General features: G+C 73.3%; 19 protein-coding genes. 13 read left to right on the top strand and 6 right to left on the bottom strand.

Annotation, left to right across the window (positions count from 1 at the left end; translation table 11 throughout):
* The first annotated feature begins 136 nt into the window (after nt 1-136).
* From ACZ6C1_RS05105 to ACZ6C1_RS05135, 7 genes are all read left to right on the top strand, one after another.
* Nucleotides 137-1,291, top strand: a complete 1,155-nt coding sequence (locus ACZ6C1_RS05105; RefSeq protein WP_469237788.1) for a mandelate racemase/muconate lactonizing enzyme family protein — start codon at nt 137-139, stop codon at nt 1,289-1,291.
* Nucleotides 1,288-2,298, top strand: a complete 1,011-nt coding sequence (locus ACZ6C1_RS05110; protein ID WP_469237791.1) for a zinc-dependent alcohol dehydrogenase — start codon at nt 1,288-1,290, stop codon at nt 2,296-2,298. The genes ACZ6C1_RS05105 and ACZ6C1_RS05110 overlap by 4 nt, the downstream gene beginning before the upstream one ends.
* 108 nt (nt 2,299-2,406) lie before the next feature.
* Nucleotides 2,407-3,429, top strand: coding sequence for a hypothetical protein (locus ACZ6C1_RS05115; RefSeq protein WP_469237793.1), 1,023 nt, complete (start codon nt 2,407-2,409; stop codon nt 3,427-3,429).
* Between the two features lie 3 nt (nt 3,430-3,432).
* Nucleotides 3,433-4,545: a multiple monosaccharide ABC transporter substrate-binding protein gene (gene chvE / locus ACZ6C1_RS05120; protein WP_469237794.1), complete on the top strand. Its 1,113-nt coding sequence runs from the start codon at nt 3,433-3,435 to the stop codon at nt 4,543-4,545.
* Nucleotides 4,546-4,577: 32 nt separating this feature from the next.
* Entirely contained in the window at nt 4,578-6,113 is a 1,536-nt protein-coding gene (gene mmsA / locus ACZ6C1_RS05125) for a multiple monosaccharide ABC transporter ATP-binding protein (protein WP_469238178.1), read from the top strand.
* Between the two features lie 9 nt (nt 6,114-6,122).
* Nucleotides 6,123-7,352: a multiple monosaccharide ABC transporter permease gene (mmsB, locus tag ACZ6C1_RS05130; protein WP_469237796.1), complete on the top strand. Its 1,230-nt coding sequence runs from the start codon at nt 6,123-6,125 to the stop codon at nt 7,350-7,352.
* A 22-nt stretch (nt 7,353-7,374) separates the two neighbouring features.
* Complete coding sequence (locus ACZ6C1_RS05135; protein ID WP_469237797.1) at nt 7,375-8,529, top strand: aldose epimerase family protein; 1,155 nt, start codon at nt 7,375-7,377, stop codon at nt 8,527-8,529.
* A gap of 10 nt (nt 8,530-8,539) precedes the next feature.
* On the opposite strand, the gene ACZ6C1_RS05140 is transcribed toward ACZ6C1_RS05135, so the two are convergent.
* The 3 genes from ACZ6C1_RS05140 to ACZ6C1_RS05150 all read right to left on the bottom strand — a co-directional run bounded on the left by ACZ6C1_RS05140 (nt 8,540) and on the right by ACZ6C1_RS05150 (nt 15,793).
* Nucleotides 8,540-10,666 (bottom strand): SpoIIE family protein phosphatase, encoded by a 2,127-nt coding sequence (locus ACZ6C1_RS05140; RefSeq protein WP_469237799.1) that lies wholly within the window; start codon nt 10,664-10,666, stop codon nt 8,540-8,542.
* 98 nt (nt 10,667-10,764) lie between these two features.
* Entirely contained in the window at nt 10,765-12,027 is a 1,263-nt protein-coding gene (locus ACZ6C1_RS05145) for a tetratricopeptide repeat protein (RefSeq protein WP_469237801.1), read from the bottom strand.
* Nucleotides 12,028-12,058: 31 nt separating this feature from the next.
* Nucleotides 12,059-15,793, bottom strand: a complete 3,735-nt coding sequence (locus tag ACZ6C1_RS05150) for a CHAT domain-containing protein (RefSeq protein WP_469237802.1) — start codon at nt 15,791-15,793, stop codon at nt 12,059-12,061.
* A gap of 82 nt (nt 15,794-15,875) precedes the next feature.
* On the opposite strand from ACZ6C1_RS05150, the gene ACZ6C1_RS05155 reads away from it, so the two are divergent.
* Together ACZ6C1_RS05155 and ACZ6C1_RS05160 are read left to right on the top strand one after the other, a co-directional pair.
* Nucleotides 15,876-16,307, top strand: a complete 432-nt coding sequence (locus ACZ6C1_RS05155) for a hypothetical protein (protein WP_469237804.1) — start codon at nt 15,876-15,878, stop codon at nt 16,305-16,307.
* The gene (locus ACZ6C1_RS05160) at nt 16,304-17,224 is read left to right on the top strand and encodes a hypothetical protein (RefSeq protein WP_469237806.1); all 921 of its coding nucleotides are present in this window, start codon (nt 16,304-16,306) and stop codon (nt 17,222-17,224) included. The genes ACZ6C1_RS05155 and ACZ6C1_RS05160 overlap by 4 nt, the downstream gene beginning before the upstream one ends.
* A gap of 5 nt (nt 17,225-17,229) precedes the next feature.
* Here the strand turns inward: ACZ6C1_RS05160 and ACZ6C1_RS05165 are convergent, their stop codons facing one another.
* The gene (locus ACZ6C1_RS05165) at nt 17,230-17,454 is read right to left on the bottom strand and encodes a hypothetical protein (protein WP_469237808.1); all 225 of its coding nucleotides are present in this window, start codon (nt 17,452-17,454) and stop codon (nt 17,230-17,232) included.
* A gap of 120 nt (nt 17,455-17,574) precedes the next feature.
* Here ACZ6C1_RS05165 and ACZ6C1_RS05170 point away from each other — a divergent pair, with 120 nt between their 5' ends.
* Both ACZ6C1_RS05170 and ACZ6C1_RS05175 read left to right on the top strand, forming a co-directional pair.
* Complete coding sequence (locus ACZ6C1_RS05170; RefSeq protein WP_469237810.1) at nt 17,575-19,632, top strand: SpoIIE family protein phosphatase; 2,058 nt, start codon at nt 17,575-17,577, stop codon at nt 19,630-19,632.
* 17 nt (nt 19,633-19,649) lie between these two features.
* A complete protein-coding gene (locus ACZ6C1_RS05175; RefSeq protein WP_469237812.1) occupies nt 19,650-20,672 on the top strand; it encodes a PHP domain-containing protein in 1,023 nt (340 codons plus the stop codon).
* A 522-nt stretch (nt 20,673-21,194) separates the two neighbouring features.
* On the opposite strand, the gene ACZ6C1_RS05180 is transcribed toward ACZ6C1_RS05175, so the two are convergent.
* Nucleotides 21,195-22,244 (bottom strand): hypothetical protein, encoded by a 1,050-nt coding sequence (locus ACZ6C1_RS05180; protein ID WP_469237814.1) that lies wholly within the window; start codon nt 22,242-22,244, stop codon nt 21,195-21,197.
* Nucleotides 22,245-22,434: 190 nt separating this feature from the next.
* Here ACZ6C1_RS05180 and ACZ6C1_RS05185 point away from each other — a divergent pair, with 190 nt between their 5' ends.
* Nucleotides 22,435-23,280 (top strand): MmyB family transcriptional regulator, encoded by an 846-nt coding sequence (locus ACZ6C1_RS05185; protein ID WP_469237816.1) that lies wholly within the window; start codon nt 22,435-22,437, stop codon nt 23,278-23,280.
* Nucleotides 23,281-23,360: 80 nt separating this feature from the next.
* Entirely contained in the window at nt 23,361-24,344 is a 984-nt protein-coding gene (locus tag ACZ6C1_RS05190) for a glutathione S-transferase family protein (RefSeq protein WP_469237818.1), read from the top strand.
* Nucleotides 24,345-24,350: 6 nt separating this feature from the next.
* Here ACZ6C1_RS05190 and ACZ6C1_RS05195 read toward each other — a convergent pair whose 3' ends face one another.
* Nucleotides 24,351-25,754, bottom strand: coding sequence for an NADP-dependent succinic semialdehyde dehydrogenase (locus ACZ6C1_RS05195; RefSeq protein WP_469237820.1), 1,404 nt, complete (start codon nt 25,752-25,754; stop codon nt 24,351-24,353).
* Nucleotides 25,755-25,759 lie beyond the last annotated feature (5 nt).

Here is a 25,759-nt window from a genome sequence, read left to right on the forward strand (position 1 = left end):
GCGGCGCGGGAAGACCCTCCTGGGCGAACACGCGGGAACGCGCGAACCATTGACACCTCCCGAGGGGCTGATTACGGTCACGCCAAGATTTCGAACGTGTGACGAAATATCGAACGAGCTCGAGAGGGCAACTGCCGTGCGCATCACGGGAATCAGCACTCATGTCGTCGGGACCCCCTGGCGCAACCTGACCTATGTGCTCGTCCACACCGACGAAGGACTCACGGGTGTCGGCGAGACCCGGATGCTGGGGCATACGGACGCGCTGGTCGGTTACCTCAAGGAGGCCGAGGCCAACCACATCGCCGGTTCCGACCCGTTCGCGGTGGAGGACCTCGTGCGCCGGATGAAGTACGGCGACTACGGCCGGGCGGGCGAGATCGTCATGTCGGGCATCGCGGTCGTCGAGATGGCCTGCTGGGACATCAAGGGCAAGGCCCTCGGGGTGCCGGTCTGGCAGTTGCTCGGCGGCAAGGTGACGGACAGGGTCAAGGCGTACGCGAACGGCTGGTACACCACCGAGCGGACTCCCGAGTCCTACCACCGGGCGGCCAAGGAGGTCGTGGCGCGCGGCTACCGGGCGCTGAAGATCGATCCGTTCGGCACCGGCCACCTGGAGCTGGACGCGGAGCGGACGCGGTACGCGGTGTCGCTGATCGAGGCGGTGCGGGACGCGATCGGGCCGGACGCGGAGCTGATGCTGGAGATGCACGGGCGGTTCAGCCCGGCGACGGCGGTACGGCTGGCGAAGGAGCTGGCACCCTTCGCGCCGGCGTGGCTGGAGGAGCCGGTGCCGCCGGAGAACCTCAAGGCGCTGGCGAAGGTCGCCGAGAAGGTGGACCTGCCCGTGGCGACCGGCGAACGCATCCACGACCGCATCGAGTTCCGCGAGCTGTTCGAGTCACAGGCGGCCGACATCATCCAGCCGGACCTGGGGCACATCGGCGGCATCCTGGAGGCCCGCAAGCTGGCGGCGACCGCCGAGACGCACTACATGCTGGTCGCCCCGCACAATGTGGGCGGGTCCGTGCTCACCGCGGCGTCCCTCCAACTGGCCGCCTGCACCCCGAACTTCAAAATTCTCGAGCACTTCAACGACTTCGCGGACGCGGAGATCAAGAAGGTCGTCAAGGGCGCTCCCCAGGTCGACCCGACCACCGGCTGCTTCGAGGTGTCACACGCCCCCGGACTGGGCGTCGAGCTGGACGTGGACGCGGCGGCGGAATTCCCGCAGCAGAGGGCCCGGTTCGACCTGTGGGCCGAGGGCTGGGAGAAGAGGGCCCCCAAGTGAGCCGTGCGCTGCTCGTGGAGCGCCCCGGCGTGCACCGGCTCGTCGAGCGGGACGTGTCAGGCCCGGGGCCCGGTGAGGTCCTGGTGAGGGTCGCCGCGGCCGGGATCTGTATGAGCGACCGCGAGGTGTACGACGGTCACCGCGACCCGGCGTACGTCCGGTACCCGCTGATTCCCGGCCACGAGTGGGCCGGGACGGTCGAGGCGGTGGGCGCGGGCGTCGATCCGGCGCTCGTCGGGCGGAAGACCGTCGCGGAGGGCTTCCGGGCGTGCGGGGCGTGCGAGCGGTGCCGGTGCGGCGAGAGCAGCCTGTGCGAGGGCGGGTACGCGGAGACGGGGTTCACCGAGCCGGGCGCCTTCGCCGACCACGTCACCGTGCCCGCGCGCCTGTTGCACCCCCTGCCCGACGACGCGGACCTGCGGGCCGCTGCCTTGCTGGAGCCCGCCGCGGTGATCGCCGCGGCGGTACGGGCCGGGCGGCCCCGCCCCGGTGAGCGGGTCGCGGTGGTGGGCGCGGGGACGCTGGGGCTGCTGGCCGTGCAGTTGCTGCGCGCCTCGTCCCCCGCCCGGCTGACGGTGATCGACCCGCGGGCGGCGCGGGGCGAGATGGCGCTGCGGTTCGGGGCCGGAGAGGCGCTGGACCCGGCCGGGGCGGCGGGGCTCGACGGCCGGTTCGACCTGGTGGTCGAGACGGCGGGGGCACCGACCACGGCGGCCTCGTCGTGCCTGCTGGCGCGCCGGGGCGGCCGGGTGGTGCTGACAGGGATGTTCACGCCCGGGGCGGTCGGGATCGACCCCGTGCACCTGTCGGTGAGCCAGTTGGAGATCCGCAGTGTCTTCGGTGCCCCGTCCGCGGCCTGGTGCGACGCGGTGCGGGCCTTCGGGCTCGGGCTGCTGGATCCGGGGCCGCTGATCACGCACGAGTTCCCGCTGGAGCGGTTCGCGGACGCCGTCGCGCTGGTGGGCGGCGGCGATCCGAAGACCGGCAAGGTGCTGCTGCGGCCGTAGGCCGGCCCCATGCCGTACGGCGGTACGGGGTGCCCTGCTCGCACCCCGTACCGCCGTACACCCAACGACACGAACCACGTCCGACATACCGAACAACCGAGGAGCCCTGTGACCGCCCCGCCCGCACCACCGGCAGCACCCGCCCCACCCAGGGCACCGGCGCCGACGCCTCGCCGTCCCGGCGCCGCGGCCCTGGCCGCCATCGGCCACCCGGCACCCGCCGCGGATCCGGCCGACACCTCCCCGCACACGTTCCCCGACGGCGGCACCTGGCGTACCGAGATCCCCTCCGTGGAGGGGCCGGAGGCCCTGGCCGTCGTCCTCGAGGAGAGCTCACGGCTCGGCGTACCCGTCCACCGGATCAGCCAGGGCAGCGGCGTGTGGATGCTCACCGACACCGAGATCACCGAGATGGTGGAGTCGAGCGCCGAACGCGGCATCGAGCTGTGCCTGTTCACCGGCCCGCGCGGCACCTGGGACATCGGCGCGGGCACCCGCACCGACTCCGGCGGGGCCGGACTGCGCGCCCGCGGGCATGACGCGCTCGCCGGCTGCGTGGAGGACGCCTGCCGTGCCACCGCCCTCGGCGTGCGCTGCCTGCTCGTCGCCGACGAGGGCGTGCTGTGGACGCTGCACCGGCTGCGCGCGGCCGGGCACCTGCCCGCCGACACCACGTTCAAGCTCTCCGCGCTCACCGGACCCGTCAACCCGGCCTCGTACGCCGTGTACGAACGGCTCGGCGCGGACTCCATCAACGTGCCCTCCGACCTGACGCTCGACCACCTCACCGAGATCCGGCTGGCCGCCCGCGCGCCGATGGACATGTACGTCGAGGCGCCCGACGACCTCGGCGGCTACATCCGGATGTACGAGGCGGCCGAGCTGATCCGGCGCGGCGCCCCGCTCTACCTGAAGTTCGGCCTGAGCCGCTCCCCCGGCATCTACCCGTACGGCGCGCACCTGCGCGACACGGCGCTCGCCGCGGCCCGGGAGCGGGTGCGCCGGGGACGGCTCGTCCTCGACCTCCTGGCCCGGCACGGCGCGGGCGGCGGGATGTCCCCGCTCGGTTCCCGAATGCCGGGTGAGCTCCCGCGTTTCCCCGTCCCGGTCACCGCTCCGGAAGGCGACTGATCCATGCGCATCTCCCGCAGAACCGCAGGGGCGGCCTCACTCGCCGCGCTGCTCACCCTCGCGCTCACCGCCTGCGGCCAGGAGGCCAGGGGCGGCAGCCGGTACAAGCCCGCGGGCGGCAAGGGCGGCACCATCGGTCTCGCCATGCCCACCAAGGCCTCCGAACGCTGGATAGCCGACGGCGAGAACATGGCGAAGCAGTTCAGGAAGGCCGGGTACGAGACCGACCTCCAGTACGGCGACGACAAGGTCGAGAACCAGATCGCCCAGATCGAGAACATGATCACCAAGGGGCGAAAGCTGCTGGTCGTCGCCGCGATCGACGGCTCCGCGCTCACCGAGGTCCTCCAGCGGGCCGAGGACGCGGGTATCCCGGTGATCTCGTACGACCGCCTCATCATGGGAACCGAACACGTCGACTACTACGCGTCGTTCGACAACGAGCGGGTCGGCGAGCTGCAGGCGCGGTACATCGTCGACGCGCTGAAGCTCGGGCCGGCTGCCGCCGAGGGCAAGGCCTACAACATCGAGCTGTTCGCCGGCTCACCGGACGACAACAACACCACGTACTTCTGGAACGGGGCCATGAAGGTGCTCCAGCCGTACGTGGCGAGCGGCAGACTCGTCGTACGCAGCAAGCAGCCCCGGATGAGCCAGGCGACCACGCTGCGCTGGGACGGCGGCACCGCGCAGAAGCGGATGGACGACCTGATCAGCAAGAACTACGGCGAGGAGCGCGTCGACGCGGTCCTCTCCCCCTACGACGGCATCTCCATCGGCATCATCTCGGCCCTCAAGAGCGCCGGTTACGGCACGAGGAGCCGGCCGCTGCCGGTGGTGACCGGGCAGGACGCGGAGCTGGCGTCCGTGAAGTCGATCATCCGGGGCGAGCAGACGCAGACCGTCTTCAAGGACACACGCAAACTGGCCGCGCAGGCGGTGCGGATGGGCGACGCCGTACTCAACGGGAAGAAGCCCGAGGTCAACAACACCACCGACTACGACAACGGCGAGAAGACCGTGCCGTCGTTCCTGCTGGACCCGGTCAGCATCGACAAGTCGAACACCCGGCTCCTGGTCGACGAGGGCTACTTCACCGCCGGGCAGCTCAAGTGACGCGGCCCGGGACGGGCACGCCCGTACTGGAGATGCGCGGGATCACCAAGACCTTCCCCGGCGTCACGGCGCTCTCCGAGGTGAACCTGACGGTGCGGCCCGGGCAGGTCCACGCGATCTGCGGCGAGAACGGCGCGGGCAAGTCGACCCTGATGAAGGTGCTCAGCGGAGTCCATCCCCACGGGTCGTACGAGGGCGAGATCCACTTCGAGGGCGAGCCGGTGGCCTTCAAGGACATCCGGGCCGGCGAGCGGCACGGCATCGTGATCATCCACCAGGAACTGGCGCTGGTCCCCCACCTGTCGATCGCCGAGAACATCTTCCTCGGCAATGAGCGGTCCACGCGCGGCCTGATCGACTGGAACGAGACGCTCCACCGGGCGGGCGCCCTGCTGAAGCGCGTGGGACTGCGGGAGAAACCGCAGACGCCGGTCGCGGGCCTCGGGGTGGGCAAACAGCAACTGGTGGAGATCGCCAAGGCGCTGGCCAAGGAGGTGAAGCTGCTGATCCTCGACGAGCCAACGGCCGCGCTCAACGACGAGGACAGCGCGGGGCTCCTCGATCTGATCCTGGAGCTGCGTGACCAGGGCATCGCCTGCGTCATCATCTCGCACAAGCTCAACGAGATCCGGCGGATCACCGACGCGGTGACGATCCTCCGTGACGGGCGGACCATCGAGACCCTGACCGTCCGTGAGACACCGTCCGACGAGCCACGGCTGTCGGAGGACCGGATCATCCGTGGCATGGTCGGCCGCGACCTCGACCAGCGCTTCCCCGACCGCACGCCCTACGAAGGCGAGGACGCGGGCCGGGTCGCGCTCGCGGTACGCGGCTGGACGGTCCGGCACCCGGCCGACCACCGGCGCACGGTCGTCGACGACGTGTCGCTGACCGTGCGGCGCGGGGAGATCGTGGGCATCGCGGGGCTCATGGGCGCGGGCCGCACGGAGCTCGCCATGTCGGTCTTCGGGCGGTCGTACGGCGTGTACGTGGCCGGCACCGTCGAGGTGGGCGGGCGCGAGGTGGTCACGAAGACCGTGCCGGCGGCGATCGAGGCGGGCCTCGCGTACGTCACCGAGGACCGCAAGAGCTACGGCCTCAACCTCATCGACAACATCAACCGCAACATCTCCCTGGCGTCGCTGCCCGGGATGCGGCGCCGAGGTGTCGTCGACGAGCATCACGAACGCCGTGTCGCCGAGCGCTACCGCACCACCATGAACATCAAGGCGCCGACCGTCTTCGAGCAGGTGGGGCGGCTGTCGGGCGGCAACCAGCAGAAGGTCGTCCTCAGCAAGTGGATCCACACCGACCCCGAGGTGCTGATCCTCGACGAGCCGACGCGCGGGATCGACGTGGGCGCCAAGTACGAGATCTACACCGTCATCGACCGGCTCGCGGCGCAGGGCAAGGCCGTGCTGTTCATCTCCTCCGAACTGCCGGAGCTGCTCGGGATGTGCGACCGGATCTACACGATGGCGTCGGGCCGGCTGACCGGTGAGGTCGCCCGCGCCGACGCCACCCAGGAAGTCCTGATGCGCCAGATGACCATGGACAGAAGCTGAGGCCCCGCCATGACCACCACGACCACTCCCCCGCGGCGCCGGCCACAGGACACCCCGGCGCGCCCGTCGGCCGTCTCCCTGCTGGTGAACGGTGTCCGCGGCAACATGCGCCAGTACGGCATGCTGATCGCCCTCGCGTTCATCGTCGTGCTGTTCCAGATCTGGACCGACGGCACCCTGCTGCTGCCGAACAACGTCTCCAACCTGATCCAGCAGAACGGCTACATCCTCATCCTTGCCATGGGCATGATGATCGTCATCATCGCCGGCCACATCGACCTGTCCGTCGGTTCGGTCGTCGCGTTCGTCGGCGCCGTGTCGGCGGTGATGATGGTCAAGCACGACATGCCGTGGGTCCTGGCCCTGGTGCTGTCCTTGCTGATCGGCGCGGTCGCGGGCGCCTGGCAGGGGTTCTTCATCGCGTACGTCGGCATCCCGTCGTTCATCGTGACGCTGGCCGGCATGCTGCTCTTCCGCGGGCTCACGCAGATCGTGCTGGAGGGGCAGTCGATCGCCCCGTTCCCCGACGGCTTCCAGAACATCGCCAAAGGCTTCATCCCCGAGATGGGCCCCTACACGCAGTACCACAACCCCACCCTGCTCCTCGGCCTGGTCGCGGTGGTCTTCCTGCTGCTGCGCGAGTGGCGCGACCGGCGGCGGCAGCTCGCCCATGAGCTGGACGTGCCGCCCTTCGGCCTGTGGGCGCTGAAGTGCACCGCCATCACGGCCGCGGTGGTCGCGTTCACCCTCACACTGGCCAGCTTCCACGGCGTGCCGGTGGTCATGCTCATCATGTGCGCGCTGCTGATCGGGCTCGGCTACGTGATGCGCAACGCGGTGATCGGACGCCATGTGTACGCGCTGGGCGGCAACAAGGCGGCGGCGAAGCTGTCGGGCGTCAAGGACAAGTGGGTCACCTTCCTCGTCTTCGTCAACATGGGCGTGCTGGCGGCCCTCGCGGGCTGTGTGTACGCGGCACGGCTGAACGCGGGCACCCCGCAGGCGGGCCTGAACTTCGAACTGGAGGCGATCGCGGCGTCGTTCATCGGCGGCGCCTCGATGAGCGGCGGCGTCGGCACCGTGATGGGTGCCGTGATCGGTGGCCTGGTGCTGGGCGTGCTCAACAACGGCATGTCCCTGGTCGGCATCGGCACCGACTACCAGCAGGTCATCAAGGGCCTGGTGCTGCTGGCGGCGGTCGGGTTCGACGTCTGGAACAAGCGCAGGGCCGGTAAGTAGACCTCACCTCAAGGGAGTTCGGATGGACACCAGCAGACGGACGGTGCTCGCGGCGGCGGCAGCGACGGGGCTCATGGCGGCGGCCACGGGCACGAGCACGGCGTACGCGTCACAAGGACGGAAACCGGTGAGGGAGCTCTTCGGGACGCTCACCGACGGCACGAAGGTGCACCGCTGGACGCTCCGGAACGGCGGCACCCGGATGAAGGTGCTGTCGTACGGCGGCGTCGTCCAGTCCCTGGAGATACCGGACCGGCACGGCCGCTACGCCAATGTGTCGCTGGGCTTCGACGACCTCGACGCGTACGTCTCGTCGTCGCCGTACTTCGGTGCCCTGATCGGCCGGTACGGCAACCGGATCGCGGGCGGCCGCTTCACCCTGGACGGCACGGAGTACCGGCTGTCCGTCAACGACGGGCCGAACAGCCTGCACGGCGGCACCCAGGGGTTCGACAAGCGGGTGTGGGACGTGGAGCCGTTCACCGACCGCACGGGCGTCGGGCTGGTGCTGCGGTACGTGAGCGCGGACGGTGAGATGGGCTACCCGGGCAGGCTGGAGGTGACGGTGACGTACACCCTCACCCCTCGGGGCGACTGGCGGATCGACTACCTGGCGACCACCGACCGGGCCACGGTGGTGAACCTGACGAACCACACGTACTACAACCTCGCGGGCGAGGGCGCCGGCGACGTCCTCGGTCATGAGCTGCGGCTCGCCGCCTCCTGGTACACGCCGACCGACGCGACGCTGATCCCGACCGGCGCGCCGGCGCGGGTGGCGGGCACACCGTTCGACTTCCGGCGGGCCAGGACGATCGGGGACGGCATCCGCACCGCCCACCCGCAGGTGGTGCTCGCCAAGGGGTACGACCACAACTGGGTGCTGGACAAGGGCACCACGGACCGTCCGCAGCCCGTCGCGACACTGCGCGACCCCGGCTCGGGGCGCACGATGACGATCGCGACCACGGAACCGGGGGTGCAGTTCTACTCGGGCAACTTCCTCGACGGCACGCTGACCGGGCCGTCGGGACGCACCTACCGGCAGGGCGACGGACTGTGCCTGGAGACGCAGGCCTTCCCCGACTCGCCGAACCGGCCCGCGTTCCCGTCGACGGTGCTGCGGCCGGGCGAGACCTACCGCTCGGCGACGGTGCACACCTTCTCGGCGCACTGACGGGCGGGGCTCACGACGGCGCGGCCGTACGGAGCAGGAGGAGGGCGATGTCGTCGTTGCGGGGTGCCGTGTCGTGGGCGTGGCCGATGAGCTCGTCGGCGAGGTCGTCCAGGCTCGACGCCCCGCTCGCGGCGAGCTGCCGGGCCAGTTCGGCCGTCGCGTCGTCGATGTCGACACCGGGTGCCTCGACGAGACCGTCGGTGTAGAGGGCCAGCACGGTACCGATGGGCAGGGAGAGCCCGGCGGTGGGGTAGTCGGCGTCCGGGTCGATCCCGAGGAGGAGGCCGGGGGGCATGTCGAGCGTTTCGGTGTGCCCGTCCGGGTGACGCACAAGGGGAGGCGGATGCCCCGCGGTGGCGAGCAGGGCCCGGTGGTGCCTGAGGTCGATGTGGGCGTACAGGCAGCTGGTGAACAGGCCCGGGTCGAGGTCGGTGAGCAGGCGGTTGGTGCGGGCGAGGACCTCGCCGGGCGGCGCGCCGGCGCTGGCGTGGACGGCGGCCCGTACCTGGCCCATGAGGGCGGCCGCTTCGACGTTGTGTCCCTGGACGTCTCCGATGGCCGCGGCGGCGGTCGTGCCGCTGAGCCTGATCAGGTCGTAGAAGTCGCCGCCGATGCCCTTGTCGCGCCCCGCGGCGAGGTAGCGGGCGGCGACCTCCAGGCCGGGGACGTGGGGCAGGGTGTGCGGGAGGAGACCGGCCTGGAGGCGGCGGGCCAGCTCGTGCTTGCTGTCGTAGAGCCGGGCACGGTCCAGCGCCTGGGCGATCAACCCGGCCAGCGACGTGAGGATGGCGCGCTCTCCCGGGTGGAAAGGCCTCGGCCGGTCGTAGGCGATGATCAGCGAGCCGACCGGGCGGCCGGAGGCGATCAGCGGCAGGAAGGCCCAGGCGGCGCCGTCGCCGTGCAGGGCGAACGCGGCGGGGTAGGCCCCTTCCAGTTCCGCGCGGCTGCCGAAGAAGAGCGGGGTGCCACTGGTCAGGACGTGGGCGGCGGGGGTGTTGGAGGACAGGGGCGCGGAGTCGAAGCGGGCCATGGTGTCGGCGGTGAAGCCCCGGTGGCCGACGACCCGCAGCCGGCCGTCCTCCGAGGTGAGCAGCGCGAGGGTGCGGGCGCCGAGGGCGGGCGTGATCTGGTCGGCGGCCTGGTCCACCACGTCCTGTACGCCGGCGGCCTCGGTGAGCGTGGCGGCCAGGTGCATCAGGTGGTAGAGGGCGGTCGCCCGGCTGGGCAGGGCGGACCGAGCGGTGTGCTCGGGGTCGGTGGTGGCACCGGTCCGGTCCTGTGGCGCGGGGGCGGGGGTGATGCGGACGCTGATGCCGTAGGCGTCGGGGTGCAGTTCGAAGCGGAGCCAGTGGTCGGGTGGGCGCAGGACGGTGAACGACGTGGTCCGGCGGCTGATGACCGCGGCCCGGTAGCGGTCCTCGACGGCGGGGTTGTCCATCCAGGGCAGGGCCTCCCACGGCAGGGCTCCGGTGAGGTCGCCGGCGTCGGCCCCCAGGAGGTCGGCGGCGCCCTCGGTCAGGAAGGTGATACGGCCGTTGAGGTCGAGCCCGCAGCTTCCGCCGGGCAGGCGGTGGATGAACTCGACCGCCGCCGTGGCCTCGACGGGCCCCGGGGTGCGCCGGGTGGGCCTGACGATCCGCGGCTGCGGTCCGGGCAGTACGGGTGTGCCGCGGCCGGCCGCCCGGGCGAGGGTTTCGGCCATGCGGTCGCAGCCGCCCAGGAGGGCGTCCTCCTCGGCCGCGGCGAGCCGCGGTGAGTGGCCTCCGGGCCACAGCAGGACCAGGCCGCCCCAGGTCGTGCCGTCATTGAGGATCGGGGCGGCGGCGAGCGAGAACGGGTACGGCAGGACCAGACCGGGCCGGGGGTAGCGGCGGGCCATCTCCTCCCGGTCCCCGATCCACACCAGGCGCCGCTCGGCCACGGCGTCGGCCACCGGTACGGGGTCGCCCGGCCCGACCCGCAGCCAGGGCGCGACGAACTCCAGGGAGACGCCGCCGAGGACCGCCAGCCGCAGCGCGCGGTCCCCCGGCGGCCGCAGGTACACCATGCCGATGGAGGCGCCCGTCCGCCGCAGGACGTCGGAGAGCGCGGCGCTCAGCGATCGCAGGCCCGAGCCCGTCTCCTCGGGGTCATTCACGCTTCAAGCGTGCCCCGCCGAGCCGCCGGGCGCAGGTCGAGTCGCGTTCCGGGACCCCTCGGGTCCTCCGGCACTCCGGGGCCGGGAGGAAAGCCGGATCAGCCCGGGTCAGGGCCCGCACGCAGCCAGGCCAGCCTCTCCTCGACGGCCCGCAGACGGGGGTGCCCGGGGCCGTAGATGCGGTGGTAGTCGCGTAGGCAGCGCTCGAGGAGCTCGGCCGCCTCGGTGTGGCGGCCCACGTCGATCAGCACGTTGGCGAGGTTGTCCCGGGCACTGGCGGTCGCGGGGTGATCCTCGCCCTGGAGTGCGAGGTGACCGGCCAGAACGGTGCGCAGAATCGGTACGGCGTCCTCGTAGCGCTCCATGCCGTGCAGGACGGCGGCGAGGTTGTTGCGCGCGGTGAAGGTGGCGTCGTCGTGCGGCCCCACCGTCGACTCGTACGACTGGACGACCGCGCGCATGTGCTGTTCCGCCTCGGTGTAGCGCTCCAGACGGCACAGGACGGCGCCGAGGTTGGCGCGGGCCGCGACCGTGCGTTCGTGGTCCCTCCCGTACCGGTCCTCCAGCCGGGGTACGAGCGCGCGCAGGGCGCGTTCGGCCTCCTCATGGCGGCCGCAGGTGAGCAGCGCGGCCGCATGGGCGTTCGCGGACGTCAGAACGTCGGGGTGGTCGGGGCCGAACCGCCGGACGCGGCGCTCCAGGACGTCCCGCAGCAGCGGCTCGGCCTCGGGGGCGCGGCCGAGGTCCTGCAGGACCGCGGCGAGTCCGGTGGCGCTGCGCAGGGCCTGGGGGTGGTCACGGCCGAGCGTGTCCGCCAGGCCGCGGAAGGTGTCGCGCCATGCCGACTCGGCGAGGCGCAGCTCTCCGGTGTCGTGGAGGACGGCGGCCAGTTCGGCGGAGGTGCGCAGGGTCTCCTCGTGGCGGTCACCGAGTGAGGTCCACTGGGTCCGCGCCACGTGCTGGTAGAGCTCGACGGCCTCTTCGCCGCGTCCCGGAATGGACGCGAGGACCCTGGCTAGGTCGCGCATGGCGGTGAGGGCGTCCGGGTGCTCGGGGCCCAGCCGGTCGATGGCGGACCGTGCCCGCATGGCGTGGAACTGCTCGGGGGAGATGTCGACGCGGGCGATCTCCTGCTCCGGCCGGCCCTCCGTCACCTCCGTGACGGTGATGTGGCCCCCGGTCGGCCGCCAGGTGTCCTCGGGCTCCGCTGTGGGCCCCGGCGTGTGCGGGTCCTGCCCGTATCTCCCGTCCGTCGCCTCCGGGTGTTCCCGCCGGGACTGGTGTTCCTCCTGAGGCTGCGGCGGCTGTGCGCCGGCCCCCTGGCCGTCCGCCGCGGCTCGTCGCCGCCACCATCGGGTCATCGTGACCGCCTCCTCGTCGCTGCCGGTGTCATCAGGCGCCCGCGTGCACGTGTGCCGCCCACAGGCTGGGACTGGCCGCGAAGGCGGCGCGGCACCGCAGGACCGCCCGGTGCAGGGCGACGGCCGTCCTCATGTCGTCCAACTCCGGCCCGCCGTCGGCTCCACCGGTGCACAGCTCCTGGTAGAGGAGGCGCGTGACGCGGACGGCCACCGCGTCGTGCACCGGCCAGAGCGTTCCGACGGCGTGGGCGTAGCCCGCGAGCTGGAACGCCGAGGTGATGTGGATCGCCTCGTCGGCCAGTTCACCGCCGCCGCGCGCGGTCTCGCAGGCGGAGAGCACCGCGAGCCGCGCGGCCGGCAGTTCCAGGCAGGAGATCTCGCGGACCGTCAGCGGCCGGGCCGGGTGGTCGTGCACGAGGAGGCGGCCGTTCGAGGGGTCGGCGGGCTCACTGATCCCATGGCAGGCGAAGTGGACGTAGGGGTGACGGGGCAGGGCGTCGACGACCTGCTGGAAGGTGGCCTCCTCCCCGTACAGCACCTCGGTCCGCACGAGGCCGCGGAGCACCTCGACCTCACGCCGCGCGCCTCCGAGCGGACGGGCCCCGGGCGTGTGCGGGAGTGCCACGGCGAGCAGCGGGCCGTGCGGTCGCGGGGTGGAGGCCCGGGCCCGGGCGTAGCGGAGGGCGCCGACCGTCGGCGTGTACGAGGACACCACCCGGTCCAGTACGGTCCGCGGGGCCGACCCGGCCGCGGCGGCGGGTACGGCTCCGTCGTCGGGCGCCGTGCGCGGGGTCTCGCCGTGGTGACCGGCCGCGTGCAGCGGCAGGGAGGCCAGTGCCCCGCCCGGTGCCCACCACAGGCGGGGCCACTGCCCGTCGGGCGTGGGCCCGCGCAGACCGAGCCGGTCGAGCACCGGGCCGGTGACGTGGTCCCACGTCCAGCACAGCACGTCGTCGACCGTCTGCTGGGCCGCCCGGTCCCGGGCGGGGTCGGCCGCGTCGGCGAGCGCCCGCTCGAGGCGGTCCGCCTGTTCTCCGACGGCCTGCGGGGTGGCGTGCGGCAGCGGGACGAGGAGGACCCGGCCGTCCCGCAGCACCAGTGCGTCGCTGCGGTAGGCACTGCAGTAGGCGAGCACCACCGGGCCCCGGTCGGCGCAGGCCAGCAGGGCCTCGAGGGTCGGCGCGGCGAGGAAGCCGGAGAAGCCGGGCCGGGCGCGGATCTCCGCGACCAGGTGCTCCAGCCGGGCGGCCAGGGTGTGCCGCAGGTCGGTGGTGTCGGCCGGCAGCCGGCCCTGGGCGGTGTCCGCGGCGTCGGCGGCCTCGAGCGCGTCGAGCCGTTCCCTCAGCCGTACGAAGCGCTCGGCGAGAGCGGGGTGGGCGTCCCGCAGGCGTCCGATCCCGTCGCGGGTGGCCATGCTCCGGCCCAGCAGGACGCCCCGGCCCTGTTCCAGCAGGAGCACCGCGTGCTCCGGCCGCCCGGCGTTGACCGCGCACGCGGCGGCTTCGGCGGCCAGGCCCCGCACCCGGGACAGACCGCGCTCCTGGTCGCTGCGGACCAGCCGGCCGGACGCGGCGAAGGGCAGGAGCTCCAGGGCCAGTTCGTAGGCCGGCAGGGCCTCGTTCCAGCGGAGGCCGTCCGCTGCGGCGGCACCCCATTCCCAGGCCGCCACGATCCGTTCGACCGCGGGCAGAGCGGTGGTTCCGGCGGCCTGCCGGTAGGCGTCCTCGGCGGCGCGGAGCACTCCCGGGTCGCCGTCCCGGCGGTACACGGCGTGCAGCGCGTCGCCGTAGGCCTTCAGGTAGGTGCCGTGGGCCGAGGTCCGCTCGGTGACGGCCCATACGGCGCGGCCCAGTTCGCTGACGGCCTGCTCCAACTCCCCCGGCGCACCGGTGATGTGGTGCTTGGCGAGGCGGGCGGAACCCAGGTTGGAGAGGACCAGCGCGAGCGCCGGGTCGCCGTACGGGGCGTGCCGGGTGGCCTCCTCCAGCAGGTCGACGGCCTCGTCGAGGTCCGCCGGGTCGGCGTCGGCCCCGAACCGCGCCCGCAGGGCGTTGGCCAGGTGGTTCAGCCGGTCGGCGCGAGGCAGGCCGACCGCGGGCGCCAGGTCGAGGGCCCGGCGGGCGGCGTCGACCGCCTCGTCGGCGGCCGCGGTGTCTCCGGTCGCGTGGTGCCAGCTCTGCAGCACCACACCCAGGTTGCCGAGCCGCACGACCTCGGCGGTGGGGGCCGCCCGCGTGGCGTGGAGCGCTTCCCGGGCCAGCCGGGCGGCTTCCCGCAGGGAGGTCATGTCGTCGGTCTGCAGGGCGCGCTCCCGCAGGGTGACGGCCAGGTTGGCGAGGGTCCCGGCGTACGCGTCCGTATCCGGGGCGTGCTCGGCCAGGGCGGCGCGCAGGGTGGCGACGGCCTCGTCGAGCACCGCCTCGTCGCCGGTCCACTGGGCCAGCCTGTGCAGGGTGTTCCCGAGGCTGTTCAGCCTCGCCGCGCGCTCCGGGGCACCGGGGCGGAGCAGGGCCACGGCCCTTCGCAACAAGGCCGCGGACTCCTCCAGCAGCGCAGGCTCGTCGGTGGCCTCGGCGGCCAGGCGCAGCGCGATACCGAGCCCGGCGAGCAGCTCGGCACGGTCCGGGTGACCGGGCGGGCACTCGGCCACGGCCGCCCGGTTGACCCGCAGCATCTCCGACCGGTGGGCCTCGTCGGGGGCGTGTTCGTGCCATTGCCGCAGCGCCTGGGCGAGGTTGCGCAGGACGATGAGGCGGGCGGGGGTGTCGCCCGGCGGGACGGCCGCCAGCGCGGTGCGCCACAGGCCGACGGCCTCGCTCAGGGCGGTGACGTCTCCGTCGAACAGGTACGCGCCGTGCCGTAACCCGGCGAGGTTGCTGAGGTACGCGGGGCGGTCGTCCGACCCGGGCGGCAGGACGTCGAGCGCGCGCCGCTGGGCTTCCGTCGCTCGGTGGAGATCCGCCGCGGCCTGGGCGGCGCCCGTGCGGCGGAGGGCCTCCTCAGCGGGCTCGGCCGTGGCGCGGAGGGTGCCCACGGGTTCGGCGGCGCCCGTCACGCCGCCGGGCGCCCGTGCCGGGCGGGACACACCGTCGCCGGGTGGGTCCGGCGTGCCCGCCCCGGCCGGAGGCCCGGTGGGCGGGCTCCCGGCGCGGGGCGGACGCGTGGCCGCCCGGGCCGGAGGGCCGGTGGGCGGGCTCCCGGCGCGGGCCGGGCCGCGCCCGGTGGCGATGCTGTGTCGCAGGTGGAGCACCTCGGCGAGTCCTCCCAGCGACTGCGCCACGGTCTCCGCCTCCTGCGGCAGGCCGGCCGCCCGCTCGAACGTCTCCGCCGCCCGGTCGAGGTCGCCGGGGTTCCCGTGGAGGGCGAACCTCAGCTGGTACGCGATGGCCAGGAGCCGTACGTCCTGCGGGCGCACCGGCTCGCCCGCCGCTCGTTCACGGCTCAGGGCGACCAGTGCGTCCACGTCGTCCGGGCGCCCGAGCAGTTGGTGACGCAGGTGGAGGGCGACCATCAGGTTGCCCGCCCAGGCGGCCGTCCGCGCGGCGTCCAGTGCCGCCGCCGGGGCGAGTTGCCGCCGGTAGAGCGCGATCGCCCGGTCGAGGGCCTCCCGGTCGCCCGTCCGCAGGTGCAGGGTCAACTGCCGATCGGCCTGCGGTCCCGCCTCCGGCTCGTCCGCCGCCCGCGCGTGCCTCGCGTTGAACACGCCACCCCCCGGTGTCACGCTGCCGTGGCCGCGGCCCTCGGCGCTCGCGCGGCCCGTGCTCACGATAGCGAACGGGCCGTCAGGCCACCGCCGTACGGCGGACGTACAATCGCGGCGAGCGACATCCGGCGTCCGAGGGGGAACGGTGGAGACCGAGGCGGAGGGGCGAGGCGCGCCAGGCGCGGGACACGCCCGGCTGGGGGAGCTGTGCCGGCGGCTGACGGACGCTTCCGGCGCGGCGGGCCTCGGTGAACGGGGGCTGCGGCTCATCGAGTCCATCACGTCCGACCTGCGTGCGGGCCGCCTGCCCGGGGAACTGGACGACGCCTTCGACGAGTTGGAGGAGGAGCTGCTGGCCGCCGGGCACAGCGCCGGCCTGGGCTCCTACCGCACGACACCCCCGCCGCCGACACCCGGTTACCAGAGGCTTCCGGTCACCGGTCCCGGTCACCCGGCGCTGCACGTGCTGGCCTGTCCGCGCGGCCACTGCGGGCGCGTGGAGGCGCCCGACCCCGAGGCCCCGCACCCCGGCTGCCGGATCTTCGACCAGCCGCTGCGCCCGGTTTCCCTACGGTGACCAGCGCCTTCCTCAGCGCGCTGGGCGGCCGGATCGCCGAGCGGTGGCTGACCCTGCTGGCCCTGCCGGGGCTGTTCTTCCTCGCCGCCCTCACCACGGCCATGGTGCTGGGCCACGCACACTGGTCCGACGTCGGGCGGCTGCGGGCCTGGCTCGACGCCCTCGCCGCCTCCCCCGCGTCGAGCAGCGCCGGAACCGTCGTCCTGGTGGCCCTGGGAGTGCTGGCCGGGGCCGCTGTGACCGGCGCGGCCGCCCAGGGTCTCGGCTCGGGCGTGGAACTGCTGTGGTGCGCCGAGCCGCGTGGGCCACTGCTGCGACGCCTCGCCGACCGCCGGGCGCGCCGCTGGAGCGCCGCCGACGCCGCTTTCCGTGCCGCGTTGGTCACGGCGGGACGGGCCCGTATCGAGGGAGCGGCCGACGCCGACCGGCTCGCGGGCGTCGCCGAGCGCCATTACGCGGCCCGCGGCCGCATCGCCGCGGCGCCGCCCCGTCATCCCTTCGCCATGGGCGACCGCCTCGCCGCGCCCGGGCAACGGCTCTGGCGCGCCCACCGGCTGGACCTGGGGGCCGCCTGGCCGCATCTGTGGCTCCTGGCCCCCGACGGTACGCGTGCCGAACTGCAGGCCGCCCGGGCGAGGCTGAGCGCGTCGGCGCGGCTGTGCGCCTGGGGCGTGGGGTATCTGGTGCTGGCGCTCTGGTGGTGGCCGGCGGCCCTGGTCGGTGGCGTCGCGGTCGTCTCGGGTGTGCGGCGCGGGCGTGCCGCGTCGGAGGCGTTCGGCGAACTCACCGAGGCGCTCGCCGACCTCCACCTGCGCGAATTGGCGGCGGTGCTGGGCGTCGACTGCGACGGTGGCGTCGACAGGGTGGTCGGCGAACGCCTCTCGCGGGTGCTGCGGAAGGAGACGGAGGCCGCGTAGGCGGCTCATGGGCGTGCGGGGCGCCCGGTGTGCGGGTGCCCGGTGTGTGCGGACGCCCGGTGTGTACGGCGCGCGTCGCGGTGGGTCGAGCCGACGGGCGCCGGCCGTATGACGGCGCCGGTCTCGAAAGATCGGTTCTGTACGGCTTCGGTGTACTGGCCGCCGGTGGCGTCGTCGACGTCCTCGAAGGAGACGCCTCGGCGAAGACGCCTCGGCCGTTCGGGTGCCATGGGTGCTCCTCCCCGGCAGGACCGGCCGTCCCGCCCGCCTGCCCCCGCCCCGCCCGCTCGGCCCACCAGGACGTGCCGACACCTTGGCGTTCGCGCGTGACCGGCTCGACAATGAGGGGGATGACGGACAACCGGGCACACAGCGGCGAGATCGGGCCCACCGAGCGGCTCGCCATGAACCGCACGGGCAGCTTCGACTGGGACCTCGACGCGGGCACGATCGACATCGACGAGGCGGGGCTCCTGGTGTTCGGCCTGGCGCCCGGGACGTTCGACTCCCGGCCCGCCTCCTTGGTGCACCGGCTGGAGGGCGAGGAGCGGGCCCGCCTGGACGCCGTGATCAAGGACGCGCTGGTCAGCGGCCGGTCCTCGTACGCCGCGCGCTTCCAGATCCCCCTCGACGACGGGTCGGTGCAGTGGACACACGTCCAGGCCCGCATCCTGCGCGACCGGGACGGCCGGGCCCACCGGATCGTCGGGATCGTCCGGGACGCCACGTCCGAGATCACCCACTCCACCTTCGTGATGGAGCTGGAGAAGCGCAGACAGCGGCAGACGAACATGGTCGAGCGCACCACGCAGGCGCTGTCCCGGGCCGTGACGGTGGACGACGTCACGGCCGCCCTGACCGGCCCAGGGGGCCTGGCCCGGCTGGGCGCGGACGGCTTCGCGCTGGGTCTGGTCGAGAACGGCTCGCTGAACATCATCGCGCTCAGCGGTGAGTCCCTCGACGTCCTGGAACATTTGCGGATGCGACGACTCGAACCGGGGATGCCGCTGGCGGAGACCGTGCTGAGCGGGCGCCCGCTGTTCAGCAGCTCGTTCCAGGAGCTGATCAGGGACTACCCGGTGCTCGCCCCGTTCGCCGGGCGGCTGAGGTTCAGGGCCGCCGCCTATCTCCCGCTGGTCGCCCAGGCACGCACCCTGGGCGGGATGGCACTGTTCTACCGGGGGCGCACCGCCTTCAGCGCCGACGAGCGGAACCTCTCACTGGGCCTGGCCGCCATCGTGGCGCAGTCGCTCCAGCGGGCGATCCTCTTCGACGAGGAGCGGGAGCTCGCCACCGGCCTCCAGGCCACGATGCTCCCCCGCCGCATTCCCGCCGTCGACGGCGGGGAGATCGCCGTGCGCTACCACTCGGCGTGGAGCGGCCGGGAGGTCGGCGGCGACTGGTACGACGTGATCCCGCTGCCCCGCGGCCGGGTCGGGATCGTCGTCGGCGACGTCCAGGGGCACGACACGCACGCCGCCGCCATCATGGGCCAGCTGCGCATCGCGCTGCGGGCGTACGCGGGTGAGGGCCACGCCCCCTCGACGGTGCTGGCCCGGGCGTCGAGGTTCCTCGCGGAGCTGGACACGGAGCGGTTCGCCACCTGCACGTACGCACAGGTGGACCTGGACTCGGGCACGGTACGGGTGGTGCGGGCGGGCCACCTGGGGCCGCTGATCCGGCACACCGACGGGCGTGTGGGGCGGCCCAAGCTGCCGGGCGGGCTGCCGCTGGGCGTGGCGTCGGTGTTCGGGGACGAGGAGTTCCCCGAGACCCGGCTGGACCTGGTGCCGGGCGAGACGCTGGTGATGTGCACGGACGGGCTGGTCGAGCAGCCGGGCGTGGACATCGGGGAGGGGATGGACGCGCTGGAGGCGGCGGTGAGCAGTGGGCCGCCCGGCGCGGAGGCGCTGGCCGACCACCTCTCGCAGCGGTTCTGGGAGCGGTGGGGGGCGGGCGACGACGTGGCACTGCTGGTGCTGCGGCGCAGCCCGGACCCGGGGACGCCGCGGGCGCCGCGCATCCACCAGTACATCCACCAGGCGGATCCGCAGGGTCTGTCGGAGGCACGGGCGGTGGTGCGGCGGGCGCTGCGGGACTGGGACATGCGGGCCTTCGCGGACGACGCCGAGCTGGTGACCGGTGAGCTGCTCGGCAATGTGCTTCTGCACACGGAGGGCGGCGCGGTGCTGACGCTGGAGGTGCTGCCGGAGCCCGTCCGCCGGGTGCGGCTCACGGTGCAGGACCGTTCCAGCGCGTGGCCCCGGCGCCGTACGCCGGGTGAGGCGGCCACGTCGGGGCGGGGTCTGCTGCTGCTGGACGCGCTGGCCCTGCGCTGGGGTGTGGAGCCGCGCGGCGAGGGCAAGGCGGTGTGGTGCGAGATCGGACCGTCGTCGCGCCCCGGTTAGGCGAGGAGGCTCATGCGATGGACCCCGTCGAGGCACTGGACCGGATCGCCTTCCTGCTGGAGCGGTCACAGGCGCCGACGTACCGGGTGAAGGCCTTCCGTACCGCGTCGGCGGCCGTGTCGGCGCTGGGCGGGGGCGAGGTGGCCGAGCGGGCGGCGGCCGGGACCCTGGAGCAGCTCAAGGGTGTGGGGCCGAAGACCGCGCAGGTGGTGCGGGAGGCGCTGGCCGGGGACGTACCGGCCTATCTGCGGCGGCTGGAGAGCGAGTCGGGTGACGCGCCGGACCTGGGCGCGGCGCTGCGGGCGGCGCTGCGCGGCGACTGCCATCTGCACTCCGACTGGTCGGACGGCGGCAGCCCGATCGACGCCATGGGGCGAGCGGCGGCGGCGCTGGGTCACGAGTGGGCGGTGCTGACCGACCATTCGCCCCGGCTGACGGTGGCCCGCGGGTTGTCCGCGGAGCGGCTGCGGGAGCAGCTCGACGTGGTGGCGGAGCTGAACGAGACCTGGGCGCCGTTCCGGCTGCTGACGGGCATCGAGTGCGACATCCTGCTGGACGGCTCGCTCGACCAGGAGGACGACCTGCTGGACCGGCTGGACGTGGTGGTGGCCTCGGTCCACTCCAAGCTGCGGATGGACGCCCCGGCGATGACCCGGCGGATGGTCAGGGCCGTGAGCAACCCGCTGGTCGACGTGCTGGGGCACTGCACGGGCCGGCTCGTGGGCGGGAAACGGCCGGAGTCCCGGTTCGACGCGGAGCGGGTCTTCGCGGCCTGCGCCGAGTCGGGGACGGCGGTGGAGATCAACAGCCGCCCGGAGCGGCTGGATCCGCCGCGGCGGCTGCTGCGGCAGGCCGTGGAGGCCGGGGTGTTCTTCGCGGTGGACACCGATGCCCACGCGCCGGGGCAGCTTGACTGGCAGATCCTGGGCTGCGCGCGGGCCGAGGAGTGCGGCGTCCCCGCCGACCGGGTGATCAACACCTGGCCGGCGGGGGATCTGCTCACCTGGACGCGCACGCGTGAGGCGCCAGGGAGCGGGTGAGGGCCCTGAGGGACGCCCTCGCGGGCCGTGGCCCTCGTCGCCGTGTCCGCGCGGTTCGCGGAACGGCGCAACCGGGGCCGCCCGGTGCTGGCCCGGGCGGCCACCCGGCCGTTTCAGTCCTGTGCGGCGCGGCGCTTGCGGACGGCCCTACTGCTCACACCCGCCGCTGCCGCACCCGGGCCCGCTCAACTCCCGTCTGCGAGAGGCGAGTTGGGGCCGCCCTATCACGGGGGACGTACCGATGATCCGGTGTGGCGGCCCGGAAGGCCCTGGCTCGACCTTGCGGTATCCACGCGATGCCCGGCAGGGCACGCTGCCCGTGCCCTGCGTTGCCCGTTTCTGGCATGAGGCGCGGACAACGCCCCCCGTAATAGCGGTTTCGTGGACCGGCGGGCGCCCGGAGGGCGTGCCGATCAACTCGTCCAGGATGCAGCAATCGTCCGGGGATTTCTTCTGATGCTTCTTCGGTGAAAAACCTCGGCCATCACGGGGCCTCCGCACCGCCGCCGGCTGGCCGGATCGTCACTCCCCGGGCCCGGCGGACCCCGCCGGCTCGTCCGTCATCCGCCGCCGTTCGGCGGACAGGGCCCACTGGTAGGAGAGCGCCGCGAGGGTGGGGGCGCCCCAGCGGGCACGCAGGACTCCGAGTTCCTTGGTGAGCGTGCGCAGCCCGATGCTCAGGCGCCGGGCGGTGATGCGCTGGTCGACACCGGCGGCCGTGTCGATGAGGATCTCCCGCTGACGGTGGGTCAGCCCGGACCGCCCGTCGGGGGTCGCCCGCCGGGGGTCGCCGTGCCAGATGTCGGCACGGCGCCAGGCGTCCTCGAAGCCCTCGGCGATGAACGCCACCAGAGCCCGGTCCATCACATGCCAGGCGGAGTGCGTGGGGCTGGAGTTGACCACGTGGTCGGGGATGAACGCCTGGCGCCGGTCGACGACGACACAGCTCTGGAAGGGCGCGGCCAGCGTACGGAACCGGGCGCCGCGCGCGGTCAGCCGGGTCACCCGGTCGCGGGTCGCCGGGTCGTCCCGCTCCCCGTCGCGGTACAGCGTCCGTACGCTCACGCCACGGTCGAGTGCGTGGGCGTCGCGGGCGAGTGCGGCCTCCATCGCGTCGGCGCCGCGCGGGCCGAGCGGCTGGGCGGTCAGCAGCTCGGTCTCGGCCTGGCTGACGGCCTCGCCGATCCGGGCGCCGACCTGCTCGGGTTCGGCGAGGAACTCGCTGCCCGACCCGGAGCGCCACTTGGCGCGCTCGAAGTGCAGGGCGAGCTCGTCGGCGACGTCGGGCACGGCCGCCATGCCGGCCGCCCGGGCGGCCAGTTCGCGCAGCCCTTCGTCGAGCCTGCGCCGGCCCGCCTCCTGGGGGTCGAGGGCGACCGGCGTCCCGGGCCGGTCGGGGTCGACGGCGACCAGGTGCCAGGCCAGCAGTTCCCGCAGTGCGGCGCCGTCCGCCGGGCCGACGGACTCGCCCCGGGTGATCCCGGCGTACAGCGCCCTGGCGGCAGCAGACAGGGCGTCCCGCCCGTCGGCGCCCACGCCGGAACCGGCACGCGCGGAATTGCCCTCGTCCATCGTTCTTGCCCCCGTTTACGCCTGCGTGTGTGCGCCGTGCGCATGTACGCACCACGCGAATGCTTGATCGCTGACGTACGACGGGCCAGCGTACCGGTGTGGCCCTTTCCGGCTGGTTCCCGGAACGGTCCGCGGCACACCACGGCGGCCACGGGCACAACCGGTGGCCGCCCTTGGGGAAGAAAGCGTCATGGACAAGCTTGCACTGCGTCTCCTGCTCAGCGAGCGCCGGGCGTCGATCACGCCGGAGAGCCAGGGACTGTCGCGCCCCACGCGCCAGGGCAGGCGGGCCCGTGGGCTCTCCCAGGCGCAGATCGACCAGATACTGCACCGTGCCCCGGACACCTACGGCCGTCTGGAGTCGGGCCGTTACCCGAACCCGCCGGTCGACCTCCTCCAGGACGTGGCGCGGCTGTTCCGCATGAACGAGCAGGAGTGGATCGCGCTGTGGCGGTACGCGCTGGGCCAGGATCCGCCGCGCCCGCTCGACTTCCGCTCCGGTGAGGAGCTTCCGGGGGTGTGGCGGGAGATCCTCGGCGCCGTCTCCCACCCGGCCTACATCAACGACCGCTCGTGGAACGTGCTGGCCCACAACGCCCCTTTCGCCGCGCTCTTCCCCGGCCGGCGGGTCCCCGCCAACGCCATGCGGTGGATGACCGTCGAACCGGACGCGCGCACCGTCCTGACGGACTGGGAGACCTCGTGGGCGCCGGTGGTGCTCCCCCAGCTGCGCGTCGCGCTCGCCGCCGACCCGTCCGACAAGACCCTGTGCGCCATCGAGCAGGACGTCCTGGCCGACCCGGTGGCGTCCGGCCTCTACGAGTCGGCGAGCGCCTACAGCCACCTCGACGGCGACGAGCGCCCGCTCACCCACCCCACCCTGGGCCAGGGGTGGGTGACCATGTGCGCCGCCCAGCCGCTGGCGGCCCCCGGGTCCCGGCTGATCATGCTGGTGTTCCACCCCGGAGCGCGCCGCCGCCGCGGCCGCCCGGCGGCGCTGCGCGCCCAGCCGGAGGGGGCGCCGGACCAGGGCTGAGGCAGGGGTGATGCCCGGCGCGAGGCGGGTACCCGGACCGCGCAACTCCGTCGTCCCCGTCGCGAGGAAGGACAGGCGCCGTGCGCGATTCGGCCGAGTTCACCCGGTCCGCCAGCCGTTTCACGGACCGGATCACGACCGACGGCAGGGACGGCTGGCCGGCAGAGCCCGGGCGGTACCGGCTCGTCGTCAGCCGGGCCTGCCCGTGGGCGAGCCGTTCCCTGGTGGTGCGGCGGCTGCTCGGCCTGGAGGAGGCCGTGTCCGTGGCCGTCGCCGATCCGGTGCAGGACGAGCGGAGCTGGCGCTTCACCCTGGACCCGGACGACCGGGACCCGGTCCTCGGCATCCGGTTCCTCAGCGAGGCGTACCGGGCCAGGGAGAAGGACTACGACGGCCCCGTGAGCGTGCCGGCGATCGTCGACGTACCGAGCGGCCGGCTGGTGACCAACGACTACCAGCGCATCACCCTGGACCTGTGCACCGAATGGCGGGACCTGCACCGCGAGGGCGCGCCGGACCTGTACCCGCCGGACCTGCGGGACGAGATCGACGAGCGGATGGAGGGCATCTACCAGGACATCAACAACGGTGTGTACAAGGCCGGGTTCGCCAAGAGCCAGGAGGCCTACGACGCGGCGTACGCGCGGCTGTTCGCCCGGCTGGACCAGGTGTCGGAGCACCTGGCAGGGCAGCGCTACCTGGTGGGTGACACGATCACGGAGGCGGACGTCCGGCTGTTCACCACGCTCGTCCGGTTCGACGCCGTCTACCACGGTCACTTCAAGTGCAACCGCAACAAGCTCACCGAGGACCCCGTCCTGTGGGCGTACGCGCGGGATCTGTTCCAGACGCCCGGCTTCGGCGACACCGTGGACTTCGACCACATCAAACGGCACTACTACGTGGTTCACCAGGACATCAATCCCACGCGTATCGTGCCACGCGGACCGGACCTGCGGGGCTGGCGGACCCCGCACCACCGCGAGGAGCTGGGCGGGCGCCCGTTCGGTGACGGGACGCCGCCGCCCCCGCCGCCCTCCGGCGAGGTCGTCCAGCCGCTGTAGGGGCGGCTACGACGCCTGCCACACGGTGGTGGCGTTGCAGAACTCCTTGATGCCGTGGCCGGACAGCTCGCGCCCGTACCCGGAGCGCTTCACGCCACCGAACGGCAGCGCGGGGTGGGAGGCGGTCATGCCGTTGACGTACACGCCACCGGCCTCCAGGTCCCGCACGAACCTGCGTACGTCGGCGTCGTCGCGGGTCCAGACGTTGGAGCTGAGCCCGAAGTAGGTGTGGTTGGCGACCTGCACGGCCTCGTCGATGCCTGCCACCCGGTAGAGCGTGGCGACCGGTCCGAAGGTCTCCTCCTGGTGGATCCGCATGCCGGGGGTGATGCCGGTCAGCACGGTCGGCGCGTAGAACCAGCCGCGTTCCAGTGCCTCGGGCAGGCCTTCGGGACGGCCGCCACCGCACCGGACGGTCGCGCCCTGGCGTACGGCGTCGTCGACGAGCTCCTTCAGACCGTCGCGGCCGGCTTCGCTGGCGAGCGGCCCGACGTCGGTGGACTCGTCCATCGGGTCACCGACGGCCAGCGCGGCCATTCCGGCCGTGAACCGTTCCTCGAACGCGTCGTACACGTCCGTGTGGACGATGAACCGCTTGGCGGCGATGCAGGACTGGCCGTTGTTCTGGGCTCGGGCGGTCACGGCGACCTGTGCGGCCTTCTCGATGTCCGCGGACGGCATCACCACGTACGGGTCGCTGCCGCCGAGTTCCAGCACGGTCTTCTTGATCTCGTCGCCGGCGATGGCGGCGACCGAGCGTCCGGCGGGTTCGCTGCCGGTGAGGGTGGCGGCGGCCACCCGGTCGTCGCGCAGGATGCCCTCGACGGCGCGGGAGCCGACCAGCAGGGTCTGGAAGCAGCCGTCGGGGTACCCGGCGCGGCGGAAGAGGTCCTCCAGGTAGAGCGCGGTCTGCGGGACGTTCGAGGCGTGCTTGAGCAGCCCGACGTTGCCCGCCATCAGGGCGGGCGCGGCGAAGCGGACGACCTGCCAGAGCGGGAAGTTCCACGGCATGACGGCCAGGACCGGGCCGAGCGGGCGGTAGTGCACGCGCGCGTGGGCCGCTCCCGCGTCCCGTACGTCGGCCTCGGGCGGGCGCTCGTCGGCGAGGAGCCGCTCGGCGTTGGCCGCGTACCAGCGCATGGCCTTCATACACTTGGCCGCCTCCGCGCGGGCGGCGGTGAGGGGCTTGCCCATTTCGGTGGTCATCGTGCGGGCGATGTCCTCCTGGTCGGCCTCCAGCAGGTCGGCCGCGCGTTCGAGCAGCCGGGCCCGGTCGGCGAAGGTGGTCGTGCGGTAGCCCCGGAAGGCCGCGTCGGCGGCGGCGAGGCACCGTTCGATCCCCTCGGGCGGGAGCTCGTCGAAGGTCTTGAGCGTCTCGCCAGTGGCGGGGTTGACGGTCGCGATGGGCATGGACG

The sequence above is a fragment of the Streptomyces sp. NPDC041796 genome, assembly GCF_055590785.1.